Below are 20,403 nucleotides of genomic sequence, written 5' to 3' on the forward strand. Positions count from 1 at the left end.
TAATCCTGATGTGGCTCACCTGTGCGGGGACTGTGACCCGGCGCCCATTTTCTGGCCCTCCTGGTCCGGCTCCCGGATTCGACTTCCACGACGAGGTTATGAGCGTTGGCGGCCGACCGCTACGGTCACGACCCGTAGACGAGGACGGCGCCGATTCCTTCTCCTGGGGCGGAAGGTCGAAGAACCAGCTGAGCGGGCGGAGCGTGGCGGGGGCGGGTCAGGCGGCTTCGATGATGTCGGGGCCGCCCCGGGTCGCCGCCGCCCATTCGATGAGCAGCACTTCGTAGGTCGCCGCCTCCACCTCGGACCAGTCCTGTCCGGAGGCGTCGACGAGGGCGCGGATGGCCTCGTTGGCGTGCTCGGCGGCGGGCGCGGGGCGGTCTGCGGGGAGGGAGCTGTCCGGGAGTAAAGCCATGCGCACAGCTTACGTGCCACCACTGACAGCCACGGCTTCCGAAGTGTCCGGGGACGCCGAGGCGTTCGGCACACGCGGGATCCTCACGGTCCCCGCGGCGCCCGACGGCCGGGCGGCGGAGGTCAGTTCGCGCCGCATGCAGACCCGGGGCCAGCGATCCAGGCCGTGCTGGGCCTCCTCGGCGCGGATCGCGCGCAGTCCGTCGGTGAGTTCGCCCTCGGCCAGGGCGCGGAAGCCGATACGGGCGTAGTACGGAGCGTTCCACGGCACATCGGTGAAGGTGGTCAGGGTGAGGGCCGCCATGCCCCGGACCGCGGCCAGGGCGGCGAGGTGGGCGATCAGCTCCCGGCCGATGCCCCGGCGGGCGGCGGTGGGGTCGACCGAGACCTGCTCGATGTGCAGGGCGTCGTCGACGGGGTCGGCGAGCACATAGCCGAGCGGCCGGTCGCCGGTGGCGGAGAGGGGGTCGGAGGCCACCCAGCAGCGGCCTGCCAGCCGGTAGCTCTCCAGCAGGACGAGCGGGGGCGGATCGTCGTCGGCCACGAAGGCCATGCCCAGGTCCCGGAACGGTTCCCCTGCGGCGCGCTCGATGTCCTGGAGCAGCGGGAGATCCGAGCGTCTGGCGGAGCGGATACGCATGTACTCAGTGTGCCGCGCCGGACGGCGGACCGGTACGCGGTGGCCGGATATGGGTGTCCGGCCGACAGCACCCGGGCATGAGTGTGCTCCTCGGAGCCCCTTACTGAGTCGCACCCCGGGATTCTCGCGTCCGGCACCGCGGCACCTGGCCCTTCGCCGTTGCCGACGCATCACGCGCCCGTGCTCACCAGCTCGTCCGCGGGGCCGTTCACCGGCTGCGGGGTCCCGGTGAGGTCCATGACGAAGAGCGGGAGGCCGACGCCGTCCGCGCGGGCCCGGGCGTCGGCCGCGTATCCCGCGAGGGAGAAGAACACGCCGGTCACCGACGCGCCGAGCGCGTTGAGCCAGAGGGTCTCGACCGCGCGCGGCGTCGTCGGCCGGGTGCTGGAGTCGACCCGCGCGATCAGCCCGTCGGCCCGCAGGTCGATGCCGGAGGCCGGACCCGCCCCGGGCCGGCCGACGTCGCGGTAGCCCAGCCAGGTCAGATAGAGGCCGGCCGCGCTCACCGCGTCGTGGCCCGTACGGATCGTCATCGGCCGGAAGGCCGGGCGGGGGTGCGCGGCGGTGCGCGGGAGAGGGATGTGGGCGGGGGAGACCGGCGCGGCCGGGGCCGGCGCGACGGCCACCGGGCGCACCGGAATCCGCAGGACGGTCCCGCAGGGACAGCACAGCTCGGGCTGGGGCCACTGGTTCTCCCGGGCGCAGGACGCGCAGCGGACGGTCACCCACGCGTCGTTCCAGCTGCGGTGGGTGACCAGGACCGCCGGGGCCTCACGTAGTAGCTGCGGTGCGGTGGGCGTCCCGCACGGGCAGGGGTAGGCCGGTGTGCTGTAGGCGTGGTCCCGGCCGCAGACAGGGCACCGTACCGGCACGAACTCCACGATCGTCTCCCTCCGGCACGGACGGCGCGGCCGACTGCGCTCCGTGCCTCCCTCGTCACGCCATCGTCCACCAGGAGCGAGGCCCTGGGGAGGGGGTTGGCGGACTTCATGAGGGCGGGCGGCCGTCCGCGCCCTTGACGGGGGTCGCCCCACGTTTTAGATTGCTTCCGTATAGCAGAACTGAATTTCCGTAATGCGGAATTGGTGCTCTCAGGTGGCGCGACAGAGCCCGACTCCACCAATCCCGAGCAGGAGCACTCAATGCCTCGTATGACCGCTGCCCGAGCGGCAGTTGAGATCCTCAAGCGCGAAGGCGTCAGCAACGCGTTCGGTGTGCCGGGTGCGGCGATCAACCCCTTCTACGCGGCCCTCAAGGCCTCCGGCGGGGTGCAGCACACACTGGCCCGGCACGTCGAGGGCGCCTCCCACATGGCCGAGGGCTACACCCGGGCCAAGGCCGGCAACATCGGCGTCTGCATCGGCACGTCGGGCCCGGCGGGCACCGACATGATCACCGGTCTGTACTCCGCCATCGCCGACTCCATCCCGATCCTCTGCATCACCGGCCAGGCCCCGACCGCCGTGCTGCACAAGGAGGACTTCCAGGCCGTCGACATCGCGTCGATCGCCAAGCCGGTCACCAAGGCGGCGACGACCGTCCTGGAGGCCGCGCAGGTCCCCGGCGTCTTCCAGCAGGCCTTCCACCTGATGCGCACCGGCCGGCCCGGCCCGGTCCTCATCGACCTGCCGATCGACGTCCAGCTCACCGAGATCGAGTTCGACCCCGAGCTGTACGAACCCCTCCCGGTCCACAAGCCCGCGGCCTCCCGCAAGCAGATCGAGCGGGCGATCCAGATGCTGAACGCCTCGGAGCGCCCGGTGCTCGTCGCGGGCGGCGGCATCATCAACGCCGACGCCTCCGAACTCCTGGTGGAGTTCGCCGAGCTGACCGGCGTCCCGGTCATCCCGACGCTGATGGGCTGGGGCATCCTCCCCGACGACCATGAGCTGAACGCCGGCATGGTGGGCCTCCAGACCTCGCACCGCTACGGCAACGCGAACTTCCTGGAGTCCGACTTCGTCCTCGGCATCGGCAACCGCTGGGCCAACCGCCACACCGGCAAGCTGGACGTCTACACCCAGGGCCGCACCTTCGTCCACGTCGACATCGAGCCCACCCAGCTCGGCAAGATCTTCGCCCCGGACCTCGGCATCGCCTCCGACGCCAAGGCCGCGCTGACGCTCTTCGTCGAGGTGGCGCGCGAGCTGAAGGCCGCGGGCGAGCTGAAGGACCGCTCGGCGTGGGCCGCGTCCACGCAGGAGCGCAGGGCGACCCTCCAGCGCCGGACCCACTTCGACAACGTGCCGCTCAAGCCGCAGCGCGTGTACGAGGAGATGAACCGGGCGTTCGGCCCCGAGACCCGTTACGTCACCACGATCGGGCTCTCCCAGATCGCCGGCGCGCAGATGCTGCACGTCTACAAGCCGCGTCACTGGATCAACTGCGGCCAGGCGGGGCCCCTCGGCTGGACGATCCCGGCCGCACTGGGCGTCGCCACCGCGGACCCGGAGGGCACGGTCGTCGCGCTCTCCGGCGACTACGACTTCCAGTTCATGCTGGAGGAGCTGGCCGTCGGCGCGCAGCACCGCATCCCGTACGTCCACGTCCTGGTGAACAACTCCTACCTGGGGCTCATCCGCCAGGCGCAGCGCAACTTCGACATCGACTTCCAGGTCAACCTGGAGTTCGAGAACCTCAACTCCCCGGAGCTGGGCGTCTACGGCGTGGACCACGTCAAGGTCGTCGAGGGACTCGGCTGCAAGGCGATCCGGGTCACCGAGCCGGACCAGCTGCTGCCGGCCTTCGAGGAGGCGAAGAAGCTCGCCGCGGAGTTCCGGGTGCCGGTGGTCGTGGAGGCGATCCTGGAGCGGGTCACGAACATCGCGATGAGCGGCAGTGACATCGCGTCGGTCAACGAGTTCGAGGACATTGCGACGGACGCGTCCCACGCGCCCACCGCGATCCGCCCCCTGACGGCGTCCTGACCCACCTGACACAGCCGACAGGCCCCCGCCCCGGATTCCTCCCCGGGGCGGGGGCCTGTCGCGGTTCGGGCGGGTCCCTTCCGCCCGCCGAAGATGTCCTCAATCGCCGGACGGGCTGGATGCGTCCCACCCCAGCCTGTGCCCGCGCCGCTCCAGCCCCGTCCGGCGTTTGAGGACGGATGCCTCGCGGGGGAGGGGCCGAACTCCGCAGGCAGGGTTCAAGGGGGTGTCCCTCGCGCAGGGAGCGGCCTGCTCCGGAGCTACGGTTCCGTCCTCAAGCGCCGGACGGGCTGGGAAGGTGCCGGGTGGGCGGACGCCGTGCCCGGCCACGCGAAAGGGCGCGGAGTACGGGACCGTATCCGTACTCCGCGCCCTCGTTCAGGGAGCGACAGAGGTGTCGCCGGGTGACAGGGACCGCGGCGGCGGCGATCGGCCCGGGGGAGGGCGTCTCCTTCAGGTCAGGAGACGGTCCCCGGGTCCTTCACCACCGCACTGGCATCGCTCGACCGCCGCGGCCTCGTCGTCCTGCCCGTGCCGCGCGGCACCCCTCATCCGGGTGCGCGGTACGGGCAGGGGCCTGGAGAAGGGGAAGCTCAGTCCTCGCGCAGGGCGCGGACGGCCTCCTCGACGCGCTTGCCGTAGTCGGCGTCGGCGGCGTGGAAGTGGGCGAGGTTCTTCTCGATCACGTCGTCACGGGTGACCTGCGAGAGGCCTCCGGCGATGTTCGCGACCAGGCGGCCCTTCTCGTCCTCCGACATGAGCCGGAAGAGTTCGCCCGCCTGGAAGAAGTCGTCGTCCTTGGTGTGCGCGGGCGCCTCGTGCGTGCCCGTCCAGCCGTGGATCGCCAGCGGGGCGGCGAGCGCCGCGTCGGTCTGTGCCGGACCGGCGTACGAGTTTGGCTCGTAGTTCTTGTCGTGGCGCGAGCCGTTGCGGGTCGCGTGGACGCCGTCGCGGCCGTAGTTGTCGACGACGGCGGTGCGCGGCGCGTTCACCGGCAGGTGGGTGTGGTTGACGCCCAGGCGGTAGCGGTGCGCGTCCGCGTAGGCGAACAGCCGGCCCTGGAGCATCTTGTCCGGCGACGGGCCGATGCCGGGCACGAAGTTGTTCGGGGAGAACGCTGCCTGCTCGACCTCGGCGAAGACGTTGTCCGGGTTGCGGTCCAGGACCAGGCGGCCGACCCGCTGGAGCGGGTAGTCGCTGTGCGGCCACACCTTGGTGAGGTCGAACGGGTTGAACCGGTAGTCGGCGGCGTCGGCGGCCGGCATCACCTGGACGTGCAGCGTCCAGGAGGGGTTGACGCCGCGCTCGATGGCCTGGAGCAGGTCCGTCTGGTGGGAGTTGGCGTCCTTGCCGACGAGCTCGGAGGCCTGGTCGGCGGAGAGGGACCGCACGCCCTGGTTCGTCTTGAAGTGGTACTTGACGAAGAAGGCCTCGCCCGCGGCGTTCGTCCACTGGTAGGTGTGCGAGCCGTAGCCGTTCATGTGACGGTACGAGGCGGGGATGCCGCGGTCGCCCATCAGCCAGGTGACCTGGTGCGTCGCCTCGGGGGCGTGCGCCCAGAAGTCCCAGACGTTGTCCGGCTCCTGCTTGCCCGTGAACGGGTCGCGCTTCTGCGAGTGGATGAAGTCGGGGAACTTGATGGGGTCCTTGATGAAGAACACCGGGGTGTTGTTCCCGACCAGGTCGTAATTGCCCTCGTCCGTATAGAACTTCAGGGCGAAGCCGCGCGGGTCGCGGACCGCGTCCGCGCCGCCGAGCGAGTCGGCGACGGTCGAGAAGCGGATGAACGTCTCGGTGCGCTTGCCCACCTCGGAGAGGAAGTCGGCGCGGGTGAAGCCCGTGACGTCGTCGGTGACCTCGAAGTAGCCGTACGCGCCGGAACCGCGGGCGTGCACCACGCGCTCCGGGATGCGCTCACGGTTGAAGCGGGCGAGCTTCTCCAGGAGGTGCTGGTCCTGGAGGAGGATCGGTCCACCGACACCGGCGGTGGCGGAGTTCTGGTTGTCGGCGACCGGGGCGCCTGACTCGGTCGTGAGCACACGCTTAGCCATGTGGCGGGATGACCTTTCGTACGAGCTGCTGACGGCTTGAGGAGCGTAGATTCGCCGCGAGACAACGTCAACAGTTTGTTGAAAACGAAGTGTGTGGTTCCGGGCCGCGGCAGCGCCTGGGCGCGACAGGACAGGTGTCAGCGCCACCGCGGCCCGGAGATCAGGGGGCCCGTTGTGCGGGCCGTGGCCCCGTACGAGGCCAGGGGCTCCTCGCGGAGCCGGAGGGGTCAGACCTTTGCGGAGCCGGAGGGGTCAGACCTGGGAGCCGGACAGCCGCTCGACCGAGCGCAGCAGCGCCGAGTGGTCCAGGCCGCCGTCGCCCTGGGCGCGCAGCGAGGCGACCAGCTGGGCGACCACGCCGCCGACGGGCAGGGCCGCGCCGACGTTGCGGGCGGCGTCCGTGACGATGCCCATGTCCTTGTGGTGCAGGTCGATCCGGAAGCCGGGGGCGAAGTCCCGCTTCAGAAAGTTGTCCTTCTTGCGGGTCAGCACGGTCGAGCCGGCCAGACCGCCGTTGAGGACGTCCAGCGCGGCGGCGAGGTCGACGCCGGACTTCTCCAGGAAGACCACGGCCTCTGCGCAGGCCTGGATGTTGACCGCGACGATCAGCTGGTTGGCCGCCTTCACCGTCTGGCCGGAGCCGTGCGGGCCGCAGAGCACGATGGTCTTGCCGAGCGCCTCCAGCAGCGGCTTCGCGGCGTCGAAGTCCGCCTGCTCGCCGCCGACCATGATGGACAGGACCGCCTCGATGGCGCCGGCCTCGCCGCCGGAGACCGGCGCGTCCAGGACCCGGATGCCCTTCTCGGCCGCGTTCTTGGCGAGGTCCACGGAGGTCTGCGGGGTGATGGAGGACATGTCCACCAACAGGGCGCCGCGCTTGGCGTTCTCCAGGATGCCGTCGGGGCCGTAGGCGATGGCCTCGACCTGCGGGGAGGCGGGCACCATCGTGATGACGACGTCCGCGTCCCCGACCGCGTCCGCGATCGAGGAGGCGCCGTTGCCGCCGGCCGCGACCAGGCGGTCGACCTTGTCCTGCTCCAGGGTGTAACCGGTGACGTCGTAACCGGCCTTGACCAGGTTCTCGGACATGGGGGAGCCCATGATGCCGAGGCCGATCCACGCAACCTTGGGGAGGTTGTTGCTCATGAGGGTGCCTTCCTGAAAAACGTTTGTACGTAAGGGGGTTGGGCTCGACCGGGGGTCGGCCCGGCCCGTCCGCAGCCGGTCAGCGGGCCGCTCGGGCCGACGCCGGGAGCCAGTCGAAGGACTCCGCGCTCGGCCGGTCGCCCGGCTTGTACTCCAGGCCGACCCAGCCCGTGTAGCCGGCGTCCTTGAGCTCGTCGAGGAGCTGCTCCAGTGGGAGCGAGCCGGTGCCCGGCGCGCCGCGGCCCGGGTTGTCGGCGATCTGGACGTGGCCGGTCTTCGCGGCGTACGCCTTGATGACCTGACTCAGCTCCTCGCCGTTCATCGAGAGGTGGTAGAGGTCCAGCAGGAACTTGGCGTTCCCGAGACCTGTCGCCGCGTTCACCTTGTCGACGACCTCGATCGCGGCCGGTGCGCTGACCAGCGGATAGAGCGGCGACTCCGGCTTGTTGAGGGTCTCGACGAGGAGGATCGCCCCGATCCGGTCCGCCGCGCGGGCGGCCAGCACCAGGTTCTCCAGGGCGAGCGCGTCCTGCACCGCCGGGTCCGCGCCCTCGACGCGGTTGCCGTACAGCGCGTTGAGCGCCGTGCAGCCGACCGAGGCGGCGAAGTCGGCCGCCACCTCGATGTTGGCCCGGAAGCGGTCCGACTCCGTGCCGGGCACGGAGAGCGCGCCGCGGTCGGGGCCGGGCAGCTGTCCGGCGTAGAAGTTCAGCCCCACCAGCTGGGTGCCGGCGTCGTCGAGCGCCTTCTTGAGGGCGTCGAGCTCCGCCTGCGGAGGGGTGGGGGTCTCGATCCAGGGCCACCACAGCTCGACCGCCGTGAAGCCCGCCGCGGCGGCTGCCGCGGGTCGCTCCAGGAGCGGGAGTTCCGTGAAGAGGATCGAAAGGTTCACATCGAAGCGCTGGTCCGGGTATCCCATGAGGATGTCGGCGCTCCTTCCGTATTGCGGAAGTTAGTTTCTGCTTAACGGAAGATTGCCCGGAGGGTGGTGGGGCTGTCAAGGGGGTGCCGGAAAATTCGCCCTGGCCGGCGGCGTACGGAATCGGTGGCGCGGGTGCCTCCGGGCATGCGAAAGCGGGGCGGGGGCCGCACTCGACCCCCGCCCCGCCCGGCTCTCACGCCGTACGGACCCCCGCCCCGCTATCCGGCCGGGACCGTGTCCTCGAAGCTCGTCCCCGCCCCGCGGTACGTCCCGACCATCGCGTTGACCTGCGCCGGGGTCAGCACCTGGTCCTTCACGTGCAGGACGTAGTCCACCTGCTGGTCGTAGGCGCGGGGCGTGGTGCTCGGCTGCCCCTGGAGGTCGATCAGCCACTGGTTGAAGTTGATCGACATCGGCCGCTCGGGCAGATAGGCCGCCCCGTGCGTCCCGAACACCGGTGGGCGGGGCCTGCTCGGTGTGGTCCTGGTGTGCGCGTCCGGGGCCGGTTCAGGCGGTCCCGGACGCGTCACTTCTGCAGGATCGGCCTCTCGATGTGCCGGTGCTCGACCTCGCCCCCGATCCCGGCGGCCCGACGGTGAACGGCGATTTCCTCGGCCACCGCAACCGAACGGTGACGACTTCCACCACAGACCACGTGGACGTCCACGCGGTACTGCTGCGGTCCGCCGGTCCACTGCCGGAGGTTGTCGCGCGTCAGCAGGATGCGGACCTTTTCGGTGGACTGGGCCACCAGCTCCTTCGCGCCCGGAGTCGCCATGACGTACCGGCGGACTGGCTTTATTCGCCAGTAGTGCCGTCAGTTGTTCACGGGTTTGGGAGGCACCCAGATCCACGGTCGGGTGATGTTCACGAGCTTCGACAGCGCTGGGGTGCTTGGCAGGGCAGCATCGCGATGTTCTCCGGGAAAGGTCCTGATCACGCCCAGAGCCGAAGGTCGTGTCCCCGCGAGCCAGCGCGGGCGCCCCCGCGCTGGCTCGCCTCTGTTGCAGCCGTCCACGGCCTTGGCGCCGCGGCACGGCTAGCGTGACCCTCTGAGCGCGCCCGCGCCCGGCCTCCACAAGCGCCGCTCGTCCAGAGCGTTCAGCTGCCGACGCGCGTGTACGTGAGGAACACCGCGCCGCTCTTGAAGGCGGTGTGGTCTGCGAGTGTCCAGGTGCGCGGGTCGAAGGCAGCCTTGCGGGAGAACAGCGGGATGCCGTCGCCGATGGTCAGCGGGCCGAGTTTGAGGATCAGCGTGTCGATCTCGGCGTACAGGGAGCCCGCGAGTTCGGCGCCGCCCAGGAGCCAGATGTCCTTGCCGTCCTGCTGCTTGAGTTCGCGCACGGTCGCCACCGGGTCGTCGGCGACCAATTCGACGGCCGGGTCCGGGCTCTCGGTCAGGGTCCGGGAGAACACCAGGTGACGCAGGTGGGGGTAGGCGTCGGTGATGCCGGCCGCAAGACCGATCTCGTAGCTGCGCCGCCCCTCCAGCACGGTGTCGAAGTGCGTGCCCTCCGCCGTGACGGACAAAGCCTGCCGGGCCTGGACGGGCAGCGTCTCCGGGTACTCGGCCACGAGGTGCTGTATGTAGTCCTCCGGTATGGGCCAGAAGCCGTTGGGACCGGTGGGGTCCCCGCCGCCCGGGCCCGCGATGAAGCCATCGAGGGTGGTGGCGATGTAGTGGACGAGTCTGCGCATGCCGGGTTCCTTCCGTTGGTCACGCTGTCGCGCTACGGCCCGGCACCGCCGGGTGGCATGCCGAGGTGCGGGGTGCGAAGCCGCTAAGTGATCATGGCATTCGTCCACCCGGCGCGGGCACCGTGCCGTCAAATATCTGGGGTTCTGGCTCAAGTTCCGTGACCTGCGCACGCTGAGTCACGGTTCGTGGTCGTGTTGGACTCCTGGAAGTCGCCTAAAAATGATCCGTGGTGACCTCGGGTACCTGACAGTTCGGGATCGTGGAAGAAGTGGTCCTCCGGCTGGAGGAGTTGCCGTTCCCGTGGATCGCGGACGTGTCGGTGGTGTCGGTGGACGTGAGCAACGAGACGATACGAGTCGAGGCCCGCAGCACAACGACCGGTTCGGCGTGTTCGGGCTGCGGGAACTGGTCGATCCGGGTTCATAGCTCCTACCTGCGGCTTCCTGCGGATGTTCCCAACGCGGGACGCCGGGTGGTGCTCTGTATGCGGGCCCGCCGCTTCGCCCACTCGCTCTACCGGGGCGACCGCTACCGGATCGTCTCCCGGCTCGCGCTCGGCCCGGCGGCCGAGGTCGCTCCCGACCGGGAGGGGCACCATCCGGGCATCCCTCCAGGGGACTTCGCGCACGGCGACGCCATCACCTCCTCGACCAGGGGGGACATCCAGGCGGGCGACTGACCGCCGACCCACGGTCGCGTTGCACAGCGCGCAACTGCGGTTGCGCCTCTTGTCGAACGGCGGGCGGCTGGGCCAGGGTGGCGGACGCATCCGAAGCAGCCGAACCCCCACACGAGGTGCCTCGCATGAACCCAGCCCCCCACTCGGGCTCCGGCCCCGACCGTTCCGCGCACGGTGACCGTTCCGCATCCCCATCGGCCTCCGCCTCCGCGCCCGCCCCCGGCCTCCCCGGCCGCCGAGGCGTCCTGGGCGGCCTGCTGGCCGGAGCCGCCCTGGCCGCCGTCGGCCCCGCCCACGCCGCCTCCGCCCACGCCGCGCGGGCCCGAGCCGGGGCCGGCCCGGCCCCCTTGTCCGCGCCGCCCGCCGGCCCGCGCGCCACCCGCCCGCTGCTCCTCGGCACGTACACCTCCGAGGCGGGAGGCGGCGCCGGCATCGGCACCGCCGCGTACGACACCCGCACCGGCGCGATCACTTCCGGTCCGGTGATCACCGGCGTCGAGAACCCCTCCTACCTGGCCCCGCACCCCTCCGGCGCCACCGTCTACGCGGTCGCCGAGCAGGGCGCGGGCGCGGTCACCGCCGTGGCGATCGCGCCGGACGGGACGTACGAGGTGCTCGGCAGCCGTCCCACCGGCGGCTCCGGCCCCACCCACCTCTCCGTCCACCCGTCCGGACGCTGGCTGCTGAGCGCCAACTACACCTCCGGCAGCGTCGCCGTCCACCCGATCGCGGGGGACGGCTCCCTGGGGGAGTGGACGGACCTGGTCACCCACAGCTCGCCGCCGCCGGGACCCGGCCAGGGCGGACCGCACGCCCACCAGATCGTCACCTCGCCCGACGGCGGTCACGTCCTCGCCGTCGACCTGGGCACCGACACCGTGTACACGTACGCGCTCGACGAGTCGGCAGGGACGCTCACCGAGGTCTCCAGGGCCGCTCTGGCTCCTGGCTCCGGCCCCCGCCACCTGGCCTTCCATCCCGGCGGGCGCTTCGCGTACCTGGCCTGCGAGCTGGACAACACCATGGTCGTCTGCGGGTACGATCCCGCCACCGGCGTTCTCACCCCGGGGTCCGCGCAGTCCACCGGTACGGGAACCGGCACCAGCTACCCCGCCCAGCCGGTGGTCACGGGGGACGGGGCATACGTCTACCTCGCCAACCGGGGCCACAACAGCCTCACCCGTTACGCCGTGGAGAGCGACGGGGCGGTCCTGCGGCTGCTCGACACCGTGCCCGTAGGCGGCGACTGGCCCCGACAGCTGGCTCTGTCCCCCGATAGCTCCCTGCTCTTCGCCGCGAACCAGCGCTCCTCGACCGTCACCGTGTTCGGGGTCGGCCCCGACGGCTCCCTGACCGGTGCGGGCGGCCCCTTCCCGGCTCCGGTCGCGGTCTGCGTCCTGCCGCTTCCGTGACCACCGCGGTCGGGGCCCCGCGCGCACCGGAGCGGGGCCCCGTCCAGCGGCTACAGTCGTGGCCGAGCCGCGGGAGCCCGCACCCGGGGCGAGGACATCATGGAGGCACAGTGCGCTTGAGGGTGGAATTCACCACCGAGCCGTTCGATCTCGACGAGGCGCCCGCCCACGCGGTGGTCGCCCGCGAGGTGATCCAGGGCGCCGGGCTCGACGCCGTGGACGTCGGCCCCTTCGGCAACACCGCGGAAGGGGGCGCGGACGAGGTGCTCACCGCCGTGGACTCCTTGCTGCGGCGGGCCCTGGCCTCGGGCGCCACCCGGGTCTCGCTCCAGGTGAACGTGATCGAGGGGGACGCGTGATGACCGAATCCGTCGATCACCCCCCGGCCGCAGCCGACCCCTCCACCGCGTCCGATAACCCTTCGGCAACGCTCGACCACCCGCTGGTCTCCGCGGTCAAGCCGCTCGTCGACGCGATGGGCGCGGAACTGCTGGGCCCGGACCAGGCCCAGCAGGACGACGTCGTGCTCGCCTGGGAGGGCCAGGACGTCATAGCCGTACGCCTGCCGCAGCTCTCCGACTCGCTCGACCACATCCTCGCCGCGATGGAGCGACGGCACGGGATGCCGCTCGCCGACCTGGACCGCAAGGCCAAACAGAGCGTCGTCCGCACGCTGGAGGCACGCGGTGCCTTCTCCGTGCGGCACGGGGTGGAGACGGTGGCCGGCGCCCTGGGCGTCTCCAGGTTCACCGTGTACAACTACCTCAACAGGGAACATGCGGCCAAGGGTGAGTAGTTGGCCGAACACACCGAACACACAGGAAAGCCGCCGTCCGCATGCCGGGACGGCGGCTTTCTTCGTTCGCGAGATTTCAACAAAGTGTTGACGTCGTGTTGCGGAGGGCGTTAGCTATCCGCAGCCCGAACAACGCACAGCGAAAAACAGCCACGGAGGCTCCCGTGACTTCGAGCTCCACACCGGGCCTCACCCGGTTCAACACCCTGGCGGACGGCGAGGCCACTCCCGCACTGCACGAGGTGTGTGCCAGTGCGACCTGGGGAAACACCATCCTCGCCGGGCGCCCGTACGCCACCGAAGAAGCCCTGCTCTCCGCGAGCGACGCCGCCATGGCGGACCTCACCGCGGAGGACCTGGCCGAAGCGATGGCGGGCCACCCGCCGATCGGCCGGCCGAAGCCCGGCGACCCGACCTCCTCCCGCGAACAGAGGGGGATGGCCGGCGCCTCCGAGGAGCTCAAGACCGAGATGCTCGAACTGAACCTGGCCTACCAGGAGAGGTTCGGACATGTCTTCCTGATCTGTGCCACCGGCGCCACCGGTGAGCAGATGCGCGACGCGGTGAAGTCCCGGATCGGGAACTCGCCCGAGCAGGAGCAGGAGATCGTGCGCACCGAACTGGGCAAGATCAACCGCATCCGGCTGACCCGCCTCGTGACGGAGACCCTCGCAGAGGGCGCTCCCGCACAGGACTCTTGAGATCTAGGAGAGTGACGGTCTTGAGTACCGACACGACCGCATCGGTGTCCACCCACATCCTGGACACCAGCATCGGCCGCCCCGCCGCGTCCGTCGCCGTCTCGCTCGCCGCCCGCAGCGGAAGCGACGCGCCGTACGTGACGCTCGGAGCGTCCGCGACCGATGCGGACGGGCGTTGCAAGGACCTCCCGGCACTGCCGGAGGGAACGACCCACGTGCGTCTCGACTTCGACACCGAGACGTACTTTTCGAAGAAGCAAGCCGAGGCGCAGCAGGACGCCCCCCGCGTAAGGGACAGCGGCCCGTTCTTCCCGGAGGTGACCATCGCGTTCGCGGTCGCCCCGGGCGAGCACTATCACGTACCGCTGCTGCTCAACCCGTTCGGCTACTCCGTTTACCGAGGGAGCTAGCACCGACATGCCCACGATTCTCGGCCAGAACCAGTACGGCAAAGCAGAGAACCGCGTCGTCAAGATCGTGCGGGACGGCGACACCCACCACATCAAGGACCTGAACGTCTCGGTCGCCCTCTCCGGCGACATGGACGACGTCCACTACTCCGGCTCCAACGCCAACGTCCTGCCGACCGACACCACCAAGAACACGGTGTTCGCGTTCGCCAAGGAGTACGGGATCGACTCCGCCGAGCAGTTCGGCATCCACCTCGCCCGGCACTTCGTCTCCTCCCAGGAACCGATCCACCGCGCCCGGATCCGGATCGAGGAGTACAGCTGGGAGCGCATCGCGACCTCCGACGGCAACTCCCGCTTCATCGGCGCCGACGAGGTCAAGCACTCCTTCGTCCGCAAGGGCCAGGAGACCCGCGTCTCCCAGATCACCTACGACGGCGAGAACTGGGAGGTCATCTCGGGCCTCAAGGACCTGACGGTGATGAACTCGACCAACTCCGAGTTCTGGGGCTACGTCAAGGACCGGTACACGACGCTGAAGGAGGCGTACGACCGCATCCTCGCGACGGACGTCTCCGCGCGCTGGCGCTACAACTGGACCAGCGACGAGCAGCGGATGCCGAACTGGGAGAAGTCCTACGAGCAGGCGCGCAAGCACATGCTCCACGCCTTCGCCGAGACGTACTCCCTCTCGCTCCAGCAGACCCTGTACCAGATGGGTTCGCGCATCATCAACAGCCGCAGCGAGATCGACGAGATCCGCTTCTCGCTGCCGAACAACCACCACTTCCTGGTGGACCTCGAACCGTTCGGCCTCAAGAACGACAATGAGGTCTACTTTGCGGCCGACCGTCCCTACGGTCTGATCGAGGCCACCGTGCTCCGGGACGGCGTAGAGCCGAAGATCCCGGTCGACATGACCAACCTCTGACGCGGCACTGAACCGGCCGCCGTCCGTCCACAGCTGGACGGCGGCCGGTCATCCCGGAGGGAAATCCCATGGCACAGCCTGCAACGAGGCCGGCAGAAGGCCCAGACAAAACCTCACCGACCACCGCTGTCGACAAGGCAGTTCACCCGGTCGACGAGAAGCTCCCTCCCGCGCGGCTGGTCCCCGCCGCGCTCCAGCACATCGCCGCCATGTACGCGGGCGTCGTCACCCCTCCGCTGATCATCGGCCAGGCCGTCGGCCTGGACACCGCCGGGATGACCCGGCTTATCGCGGCGAGCCTTCTGATAGCCGGGCTCGCCACCATCCTGCAGACCGTCGGTCTCGGCCGTTTCGCCGGCAACCGGCTGCCCTTCGTCAACGCCGCCTCCTCCGCCGGGATCGCGCCGATGCTCGCCATCGCCGAGACCAGCGCACCCGGCCACCAACTCCCCGCGATCTACGGGGCGGTGCTCGTCGCCGGAGTCTTCTGCCTGGCCGTCGGCCCCTTCTTCGGCAGGCTGCTGCGCTTCTTCCCGCCGCTCGTCACCGGCGTGGTCATCACCCTCATCGGCGTCACCCTGATGCCGGTCCCGGTCGCCTGGGCGCAGGGCGGCGACGCCACCGCCGCCGACTTCGGAGCCATGAAGTACCTGGCGCTGGCCGCCTTCACCCTCGTCGTCATCCTGCTCATCCAGCGCTTCGGCCGTGGTTTCCTCAAGCAAGTGGCCCTGCTCATGGGCATGTTCGTCGGCACGCTGGCCGCGATCCCGTTCGGACTCGCCGACTTCTCCGCGCTGAAGTCCGCACCGCTCGCCGCCCTGCCGACCCCCTTCGCCTTCGGCGCGCCGGAGTTCCAGCCCGCCGCGATCCTGTCGCTCTGCATCGTCATGCTCGTCCTGATGACGGAGTCCTCCGCCGGGATGCTCGCCCTCGGCGAGATCTGCGACCGCCGCACCGACGGCCGCACGATCACCCGGGGCCTGCGTACGGACGGCATCGCCACCCTCCTCGGCCCGGTCTTCGGTTCCTTTCCCACCAGCGCCTTCGCCCAGAACGTCGGCGTCGTCTCCCTGACCCGCGTACGCAGCCGGTACGTCGTCGCGGCCGCCGGCGGGGCGCTCCTGGTCCTCGGCGCCTTCCCGGTCCTCGGCGCGGTCGTCTCGCTCGTCCCGATGCCCGTCCTCGGCGGCGCCGGCATCGTCCTCTTCGGCTCCATCGCGGTCAGCGGCATCCGTACGCTCTCCGAGGCGGGCCTGGACGACAGCTCCAACATCATCCTGGTCGCCGTCGCGCTCGGCGCCGGCATCATCCCGCTCGCCGCGCCCACCTTCTACGCCGGATTCCCGGCCTGGGCGCAGACCGTCCTCGGCTCCGGGATCAGCGCGGGAGCACTGGTCGCGGTCGTGCTCAACCTGTTCTTCCATCATCTCGGCACCCACAGCCGCACCGCTGTGGCACTCAAATCCTCCTAGGGTCCTGCCGTGCCCACATCGCCACAGAGAGAAGAAGGAAGCGCCATGGCAGCTTCGGCAGACCCTCAGCGCATCATCATCGAAAACTGTTCGATCGCCACCGTCGACGCCCACGACACGGAGTACGCGTCCGGGTACATCGTCGTGGCGGGCAACCGCATCGAGTCCATCGGCGCCGGCAAGGCTCCGGAGGGCCTCGCCGGAGTCGTCCGGCGGATCGACGGCACCGGACACCTCGCGACGCCCGGCCTGGTCAACACGCACCACCACTTCTACCAGTGGATCACCCGGGGCCTGGCCACGGACCACAACCTCTTCAACTGGCTGGTCGCCCTCTACCCGACCTGGGCGCGCATCGACGAGCCGATGGCCCGTGCCGCCGCACAGGGCTCGCTCGCCATGATGGCCCGCGGCGGCGTCACCACCGCCATGGACCACCACTACGTCTTCCCGAAGGGTTCCGGCGACCTCTCCGGCGCGATCATCGGCGCAGCCCGTGAGACGGGCGTACGGTTCACCCTCGCCCGGGGCTCCATGGACCGCAGCGAGAAGGACGGCGGCCTGCCCCCGGACTTCGCCGTCGAGACCCTCGAAGGCGCGCTCACCGCCACCGAGGCGACGATCGACGCCCACCACGACGCCTCCTTCGACGCCATGACCCAGGTCGCCGTCGCGCCCTGCTCGCCGTTCTCCGTGTCCACCGAACTGATGCGTCAGGGTGCTGAGTTGGCCCGCCGCAAGGGTGTACGGCTGCACACCCACGGTTCCGAGACCGTCGAGGAGGAGCAGTTCTGCAAGGAGCTGTTCGGGATGGGCCCGACCGAGTACTTCGAGTCGACCGGCTGGCTCGGCGACGACGTGTGGATGGCCCACTGCGTCCACATGAACGACTCGGACATCGCCGCCTTCGCCCGTACGGGAACCGGCGTCGCCCACTGCCCGTCCTCCAACGCGCGCCTCGCCGCGGGCATCGCCCGGGTCCCCGACATGCTCGCCGCCGGCGTCCCCGTCGGCCTCGGCGTGGACGGCACCGCCTCCAACGAGTCCGGCGAACTCCACACCGAGCTGCGCAACGCCCTGCTCATCAACCGCCTCGGCGCCCACCGCGAGGCCGCCCTGAACGCCCGTCAGGCCCTGCGCCTCGGGACCTTCGGCGGGGCCCAAGTGCTGGGCCGCGCCGACCAGATCGGCTCCCTGGAGGCCGGCAAGCTCGCCGACCTCGTCCTGTGGAAGCTGGACACCCTGGCCCACTCCTCGATCGCCGACCCGGTGACCGCCCTCATCTTCGGCGCGGCCGCCCCGGTGACCCTGTCCCTCGTCGACGGCAAGCCCGTCGTCGAGGGCAACCACCTCACCACGGTGGACGAGGACGCCATCGCCCGTGTCACCCGCGACGAGGCCCGCCGCCTCGCGCAGATCGCCGCCGGAGCCTGACTCCGAGCGGTACCCCGCCGGAGTCCGACTCCGCGCGGCAGCCCCGCGGAGCCCGGCTCCGCGCGGTAACCCCGACCGGCCGGTCGAGGGGGACGGCCCGAGACCGGCCGCCGTGGACCCGAGCGGGGTCCACGGCAGCCGGTCCGGCGGACGCGCGCATGGTGCGCGCCCGCCGGACCGGTGATGAACGCTGCCCGCACACACCCCCGTGCGCGCCCATCCGCACCCCCCCTCCGCACGACCTGCACCACCTGCACCACCTGAGAGAGCCGCACCGCCGCACCACTTACGCACCACCTCCCTGAATCCCACGTCGCCGACGACGTGTAACCGACCGGAGGAACCGCCGTGGCCGCCAAGCCCAGGTTTCGCAAAGACGCAGATGCAGCCGCCCCCGACACGACGGCCGACAACGCCGCGGAAGCGGGAGACGACCGGAAACACCCGGTCGACGAGACCCTCCCCCCACTGAAGATGTTCACCAGCGGCCTCCAGCACGTGGCCGCCATGTACGCGGGCGTGGTGGCCCCACCGCTCATCGTGGGGCCCGCCGTCGGCCTCACCGCCAAGGAGACCGCCTTCCTGATGGGGGCGAGCCTCTTCACCGCGGGGATCGCCACCCTGCTCCAGACCATCGGCTTCTGGAAGGTCGGCGCCCGGCTGCCCTTCGTCAACGGCGTCTCGTTCGCCGGGGTCGCCCCGATGATCGCGATAGGCAAGGACCGGGGACACGACGGGATAGCCGTCATATTCGGCGCGATCATCGTCGCGAGTCTTCTCGGGTTCGTCCTCGCCCCGTACTTCTGCAAACTGGTGCGCTTCTTCCCACCCGTCGTCACCGGCACCGTGATCACTTTGATCGGCGTCTCGCTCCTCCCGGTGGCCTTCAACTGGTCCCAGGGCGGCAACGCCACGGCCGACGACTACGGTTCGATGACCAACATCACCATGGCCGCCGTGACCCTGGTCATCGTGCTGGCCCTGCGCAAGCTCCTGCGCGGCTTCCTCCAGCAGATCGCGATCCTGCTCGGTCTGGTCATCGGCACCCTGATCGCCATCCCGGCCGGCATCACCGACTTCGGCGCCATCAAGGAGGCCGATGTGGTCGGCTTCCCGACACCGTTCGCCTTCGGCGCCCCGCAGTTCGAGATCGCCGCCATCATCTCCATGTGCATCGTGATGCTGGTCTGCATGACCGAGTCCACCGCGGACATGCTGGCCCTCGGCAAGATCGTCGGCCGCCCGGCCGACGAGAAGATCATCGAGGGCGGTCTGCGCGCCGACACCCTCGGCAGCGCCATCAGCCCGCTCTTCAACGGGTTCATGTGCAGCGCCTTCGCCCAGAACGTCGGCCTCGTCGCCATGACGAAGATCCGCAGTCGCTTCGTCGTCGCCGCGGGTGGCGGCATTCTCATCGTGCTCGGTCTGGTCCCCGTCGCGGCCTCCGTCATCGCCCTCGTACCGCTGCCGGTGCTCGGCGGCGCGGGCATCGTCCTCTTCGGCACGGTCGCGGCCAGCGGTATACAGACCCTGGCCACCGCGGCCATGGAGAAGGGCGAGAACGCGCTGATCGTGGCGGCGGCCCTCGGCATCGGCCTGATCCCGATCGCGGCGCCGCAGTTCTACCACGCCTTCCCGGAGAGCCTGCTGGTCGTCCTCGACTCGGGCATCTCCACCGGCTGCGTGGTGGCGATCGTGCTGAACCTCGCCTTCAACCACTTCGGCCGCAAGGCCGACACGGCGGACGAGGAGCAGGCACCGGGCGAGCACGTCGTGCCGGCCGCGGCCGGGGTCGGCGTCCACTGACCCCTGCGGATGGTGACCGGAGCATCCGGGGCCCCGTGCGACGCGGGGCCCCGGCGGCCGTCCGGCGCCCGTCGGCTGTAGCGTCAGGGGCATGGAAGATCAGTCTGTTGTGGATGTCGGCGATGTGCGCCTCGCGTACCGGACCTGGGGCGACGCGTTCGGCTCGCCCGTCGTGCTGCTGCACGGCCTCGGTGGTTCGGCCGCGAACTGGGAGGCGGCCGGCCCCCTGCTGGGCCAGGAGTGGCGGGTCTTCGCCCTGGACCTGCGCGGCCACGGCGAGAGCGACTGGCCCGACGACTACGCCCTGGAGCTGATGGCCGAGGACGTCGTGGGTTTCCTCGACGAACTGGAGCTGGACCGGGTCGGCCTCGTCGGCCACGGCATGGGCGGGGTCGTCGCCCGCCTGGTGGCCCAGGAGCACTCCGACCGGGTGGAGCGACTGGTGCTGGTGGAGACCCCGGCCCCGTTCCCCGGCGACCCGGGCCCGGCGGGCCGGGGCGAGGGCCCGGTGGACTACGACGAGAACGCGGTGCCCGCCGTACGCGACCAGCTCGCCGACCCCGGCCCGGACGCCGACGAGGCCCTCGGCGACATCGTCTCCCCGACGCTGATCATCACCGGCGGCCCGGAGAGCCCGATGGAACAGCACCGCCAGGCCGACGTGGCCTCCCTGATCCCGGACTGCCGGCTGATCACGGTCCCGGGCGGCCACCGCATGCACGAGACCCGGGCGGACCAGGTGGCCGCGCACATCACGGAGTTCTTCACCAGCTGACCGGACTGCCTGCCGTCACCGGGTTCTCACCGGTGGCGGAACCACTCCCGGACCGCAGGTCCGGGAGTGGTGAGGGGCTCTCTCCTCTCAGCCGCCCGGCCGCCAGTCCGGACGGCGGCCACGGAGAGCGATCACCCGGTCCAGCACCAGGGCGGCCCCGCCACTGGCGTCCGTCTGGTGCGGGGCGA

At 70.5% G+C, this 20,403-nt stretch carries 20 protein-coding genes and 1 pseudogene; 12 read left to right on the plus strand and 9 right to left on the minus strand.

Annotation, left to right across the window (positions count from 1 at the left end):
* Window positions 1-217: 217 nt before the first annotated feature.
* From AB0F29_RS23095 to AB0F29_RS23105, 3 genes are all read right to left on the minus strand, one after another.
* Complete coding sequence (locus AB0F29_RS23095; protein ID WP_361332033.1) at window positions 218-415, minus strand: hypothetical protein; 198 nt, start codon at window positions 413-415, stop codon at window positions 218-220.
* A 9-nt stretch (window positions 416-424) separates the two neighbouring features.
* Window positions 425-1,054: a GNAT family N-acetyltransferase gene (locus tag AB0F29_RS23100; protein ID WP_361874839.1), complete on the minus strand. Its 630-nt coding sequence runs from the start codon at window positions 1,052-1,054 to the stop codon at window positions 425-427.
* A gap of 170 nt (window positions 1,055-1,224) precedes the next feature.
* Window positions 1,225-1,935: a hypothetical protein gene (locus AB0F29_RS23105; protein ID WP_361874842.1), complete on the minus strand. Its 711-nt coding sequence runs from the start codon at window positions 1,933-1,935 to the stop codon at window positions 1,225-1,227.
* A gap of 261 nt (window positions 1,936-2,196) precedes the next feature.
* On the opposite strand from AB0F29_RS23105, the gene gcl reads away from it, so the two are divergent.
* The gene (gene gcl, locus AB0F29_RS23110; RefSeq protein WP_361874844.1) at window positions 2,197-3,981 is read left to right on the plus strand and encodes a glyoxylate carboligase; all 1,785 of its coding nucleotides are present in this window, start codon (window positions 2,197-2,199) and stop codon (window positions 3,979-3,981) included.
* A gap of 593 nt (window positions 3,982-4,574) precedes the next feature.
* On the opposite strand, the gene AB0F29_RS23115 is transcribed toward gcl, so the two are convergent.
* The 6 genes and pseudogenes from AB0F29_RS23115 to AB0F29_RS23140 all read right to left on the minus strand — a co-directional run bounded on the left by AB0F29_RS23115 (window position 4,575) and on the right by AB0F29_RS23140 (window position 9,798).
* Entirely contained in the window at window positions 4,575-6,032 is a 1,458-nt protein-coding gene (locus tag AB0F29_RS23115) for a catalase (RefSeq protein WP_097935404.1), read from the minus strand.
* Window positions 6,033-6,284: 252 nt separating this feature from the next.
* Window positions 6,285-7,178: a 2-hydroxy-3-oxopropionate reductase gene (locus tag AB0F29_RS23120; RefSeq protein ID WP_361874847.1), complete on the minus strand. Its 894-nt coding sequence runs from the start codon at window positions 7,176-7,178 to the stop codon at window positions 6,285-6,287.
* 79 nt (window positions 7,179-7,257) lie between these two features.
* On the minus strand, window positions 7,258-8,097 hold the full coding sequence (locus tag AB0F29_RS23125) for a TIM barrel protein (RefSeq protein WP_361874850.1): 840 nt from the start codon (window positions 8,095-8,097) through the stop codon (window positions 7,258-7,260).
* Window positions 8,098-8,318: 221 nt separating this feature from the next.
* A pseudogene (locus AB0F29_RS23130) lies at window positions 8,319-8,552 on the minus strand (hydrolase); the annotation flags it as partial.
* Between the two features lie 74 nt (window positions 8,553-8,626).
* Complete coding sequence (locus AB0F29_RS23135) at window positions 8,627-8,902, minus strand: RNase adapter RapZ (protein WP_361875076.1); 276 nt, start codon at window positions 8,900-8,902, stop codon at window positions 8,627-8,629.
* Window positions 8,903-9,201: 299 nt separating this feature from the next.
* Window positions 9,202-9,798: a dihydrofolate reductase family protein gene (locus AB0F29_RS23140; protein ID WP_361874853.1), complete on the minus strand. Its 597-nt coding sequence runs from the start codon at window positions 9,796-9,798 to the stop codon at window positions 9,202-9,204.
* 335 nt (window positions 9,799-10,133) lie between these two features.
* Here AB0F29_RS23140 and AB0F29_RS23145 point away from each other — a divergent pair, with 335 nt between their 5' ends.
* The 11 genes from AB0F29_RS23145 (at window position 10,134) to AB0F29_RS23195 (ending at window position 20,215) form a co-directional block, all read left to right on the plus strand.
* A complete protein-coding gene (locus tag AB0F29_RS23145; RefSeq protein WP_361875079.1) occupies window positions 10,134-10,478 on the plus strand; it encodes a transposase family protein in 345 nt (114 codons plus the stop codon).
* Between the two features lie 125 nt (window positions 10,479-10,603).
* Window positions 10,604-11,890: a lactonase family protein gene (locus tag AB0F29_RS23150; RefSeq protein ID WP_361874855.1), complete on the plus strand. Its 1,287-nt coding sequence runs from the start codon at window positions 10,604-10,606 to the stop codon at window positions 11,888-11,890.
* A 110-nt stretch (window positions 11,891-12,000) separates the two neighbouring features.
* Window positions 12,001-12,249 (plus strand): hypothetical protein, encoded by a 249-nt coding sequence (locus AB0F29_RS23155; RefSeq protein ID WP_026291122.1) that lies wholly within the window; start codon window positions 12,001-12,003, stop codon window positions 12,247-12,249.
* 116 nt (window positions 12,250-12,365) lie between these two features.
* A complete protein-coding gene (locus tag AB0F29_RS23160) occupies window positions 12,366-12,686 on the plus strand; it encodes a helix-turn-helix domain-containing protein (protein WP_361875082.1) in 321 nt (106 codons plus the stop codon).
* Between the two features lie 164 nt (window positions 12,687-12,850).
* Complete coding sequence (gene uraD / locus AB0F29_RS23165; RefSeq protein WP_361874858.1) at window positions 12,851-13,387, plus strand: 2-oxo-4-hydroxy-4-carboxy-5-ureidoimidazoline decarboxylase; 537 nt, start codon at window positions 12,851-12,853, stop codon at window positions 13,385-13,387.
* A gap of 20 nt (window positions 13,388-13,407) precedes the next feature.
* The gene (gene uraH, locus AB0F29_RS23170; protein WP_361874861.1) at window positions 13,408-13,797 is read left to right on the plus strand and encodes a hydroxyisourate hydrolase; all 390 of its coding nucleotides are present in this window, start codon (window positions 13,408-13,410) and stop codon (window positions 13,795-13,797) included.
* 7 nt (window positions 13,798-13,804) lie between these two features.
* On the plus strand, window positions 13,805-14,728 hold the full coding sequence (gene pucL, locus AB0F29_RS23175) for a factor-independent urate hydroxylase (RefSeq protein ID WP_361874864.1): 924 nt from the start codon (window positions 13,805-13,807) through the stop codon (window positions 14,726-14,728).
* A 68-nt stretch (window positions 14,729-14,796) separates the two neighbouring features.
* Window positions 14,797-16,200, plus strand: coding sequence for a nucleobase:cation symporter-2 family protein (locus tag AB0F29_RS23180; RefSeq protein WP_361874868.1), 1,404 nt, complete (start codon window positions 14,797-14,799; stop codon window positions 16,198-16,200).
* A gap of 45 nt (window positions 16,201-16,245) precedes the next feature.
* A complete protein-coding gene (locus AB0F29_RS23185; RefSeq protein WP_361874871.1) occupies window positions 16,246-17,634 on the plus strand; it encodes an 8-oxoguanine deaminase in 1,389 nt (462 codons plus the stop codon).
* 348 nt (window positions 17,635-17,982) lie between these two features.
* Window positions 17,983-19,440: a nucleobase:cation symporter-2 family protein gene (locus AB0F29_RS23190; protein WP_361874874.1), complete on the plus strand. Its 1,458-nt coding sequence runs from the start codon at window positions 17,983-17,985 to the stop codon at window positions 19,438-19,440.
* A 91-nt stretch (window positions 19,441-19,531) separates the two neighbouring features.
* Complete coding sequence (locus AB0F29_RS23195) at window positions 19,532-20,215, plus strand: alpha/beta hydrolase (protein ID WP_361874877.1); 684 nt, start codon at window positions 19,532-19,534, stop codon at window positions 20,213-20,215.
* Window positions 20,216-20,403 lie beyond the last annotated feature (188 nt).

The organism is Streptomyces sp. NPDC026589, from assembly GCF_040638385.1.
Taxonomy (GTDB): Bacteria; Actinomycetota; Actinomycetes; order Streptomycetales; family Streptomycetaceae; genus Streptomyces.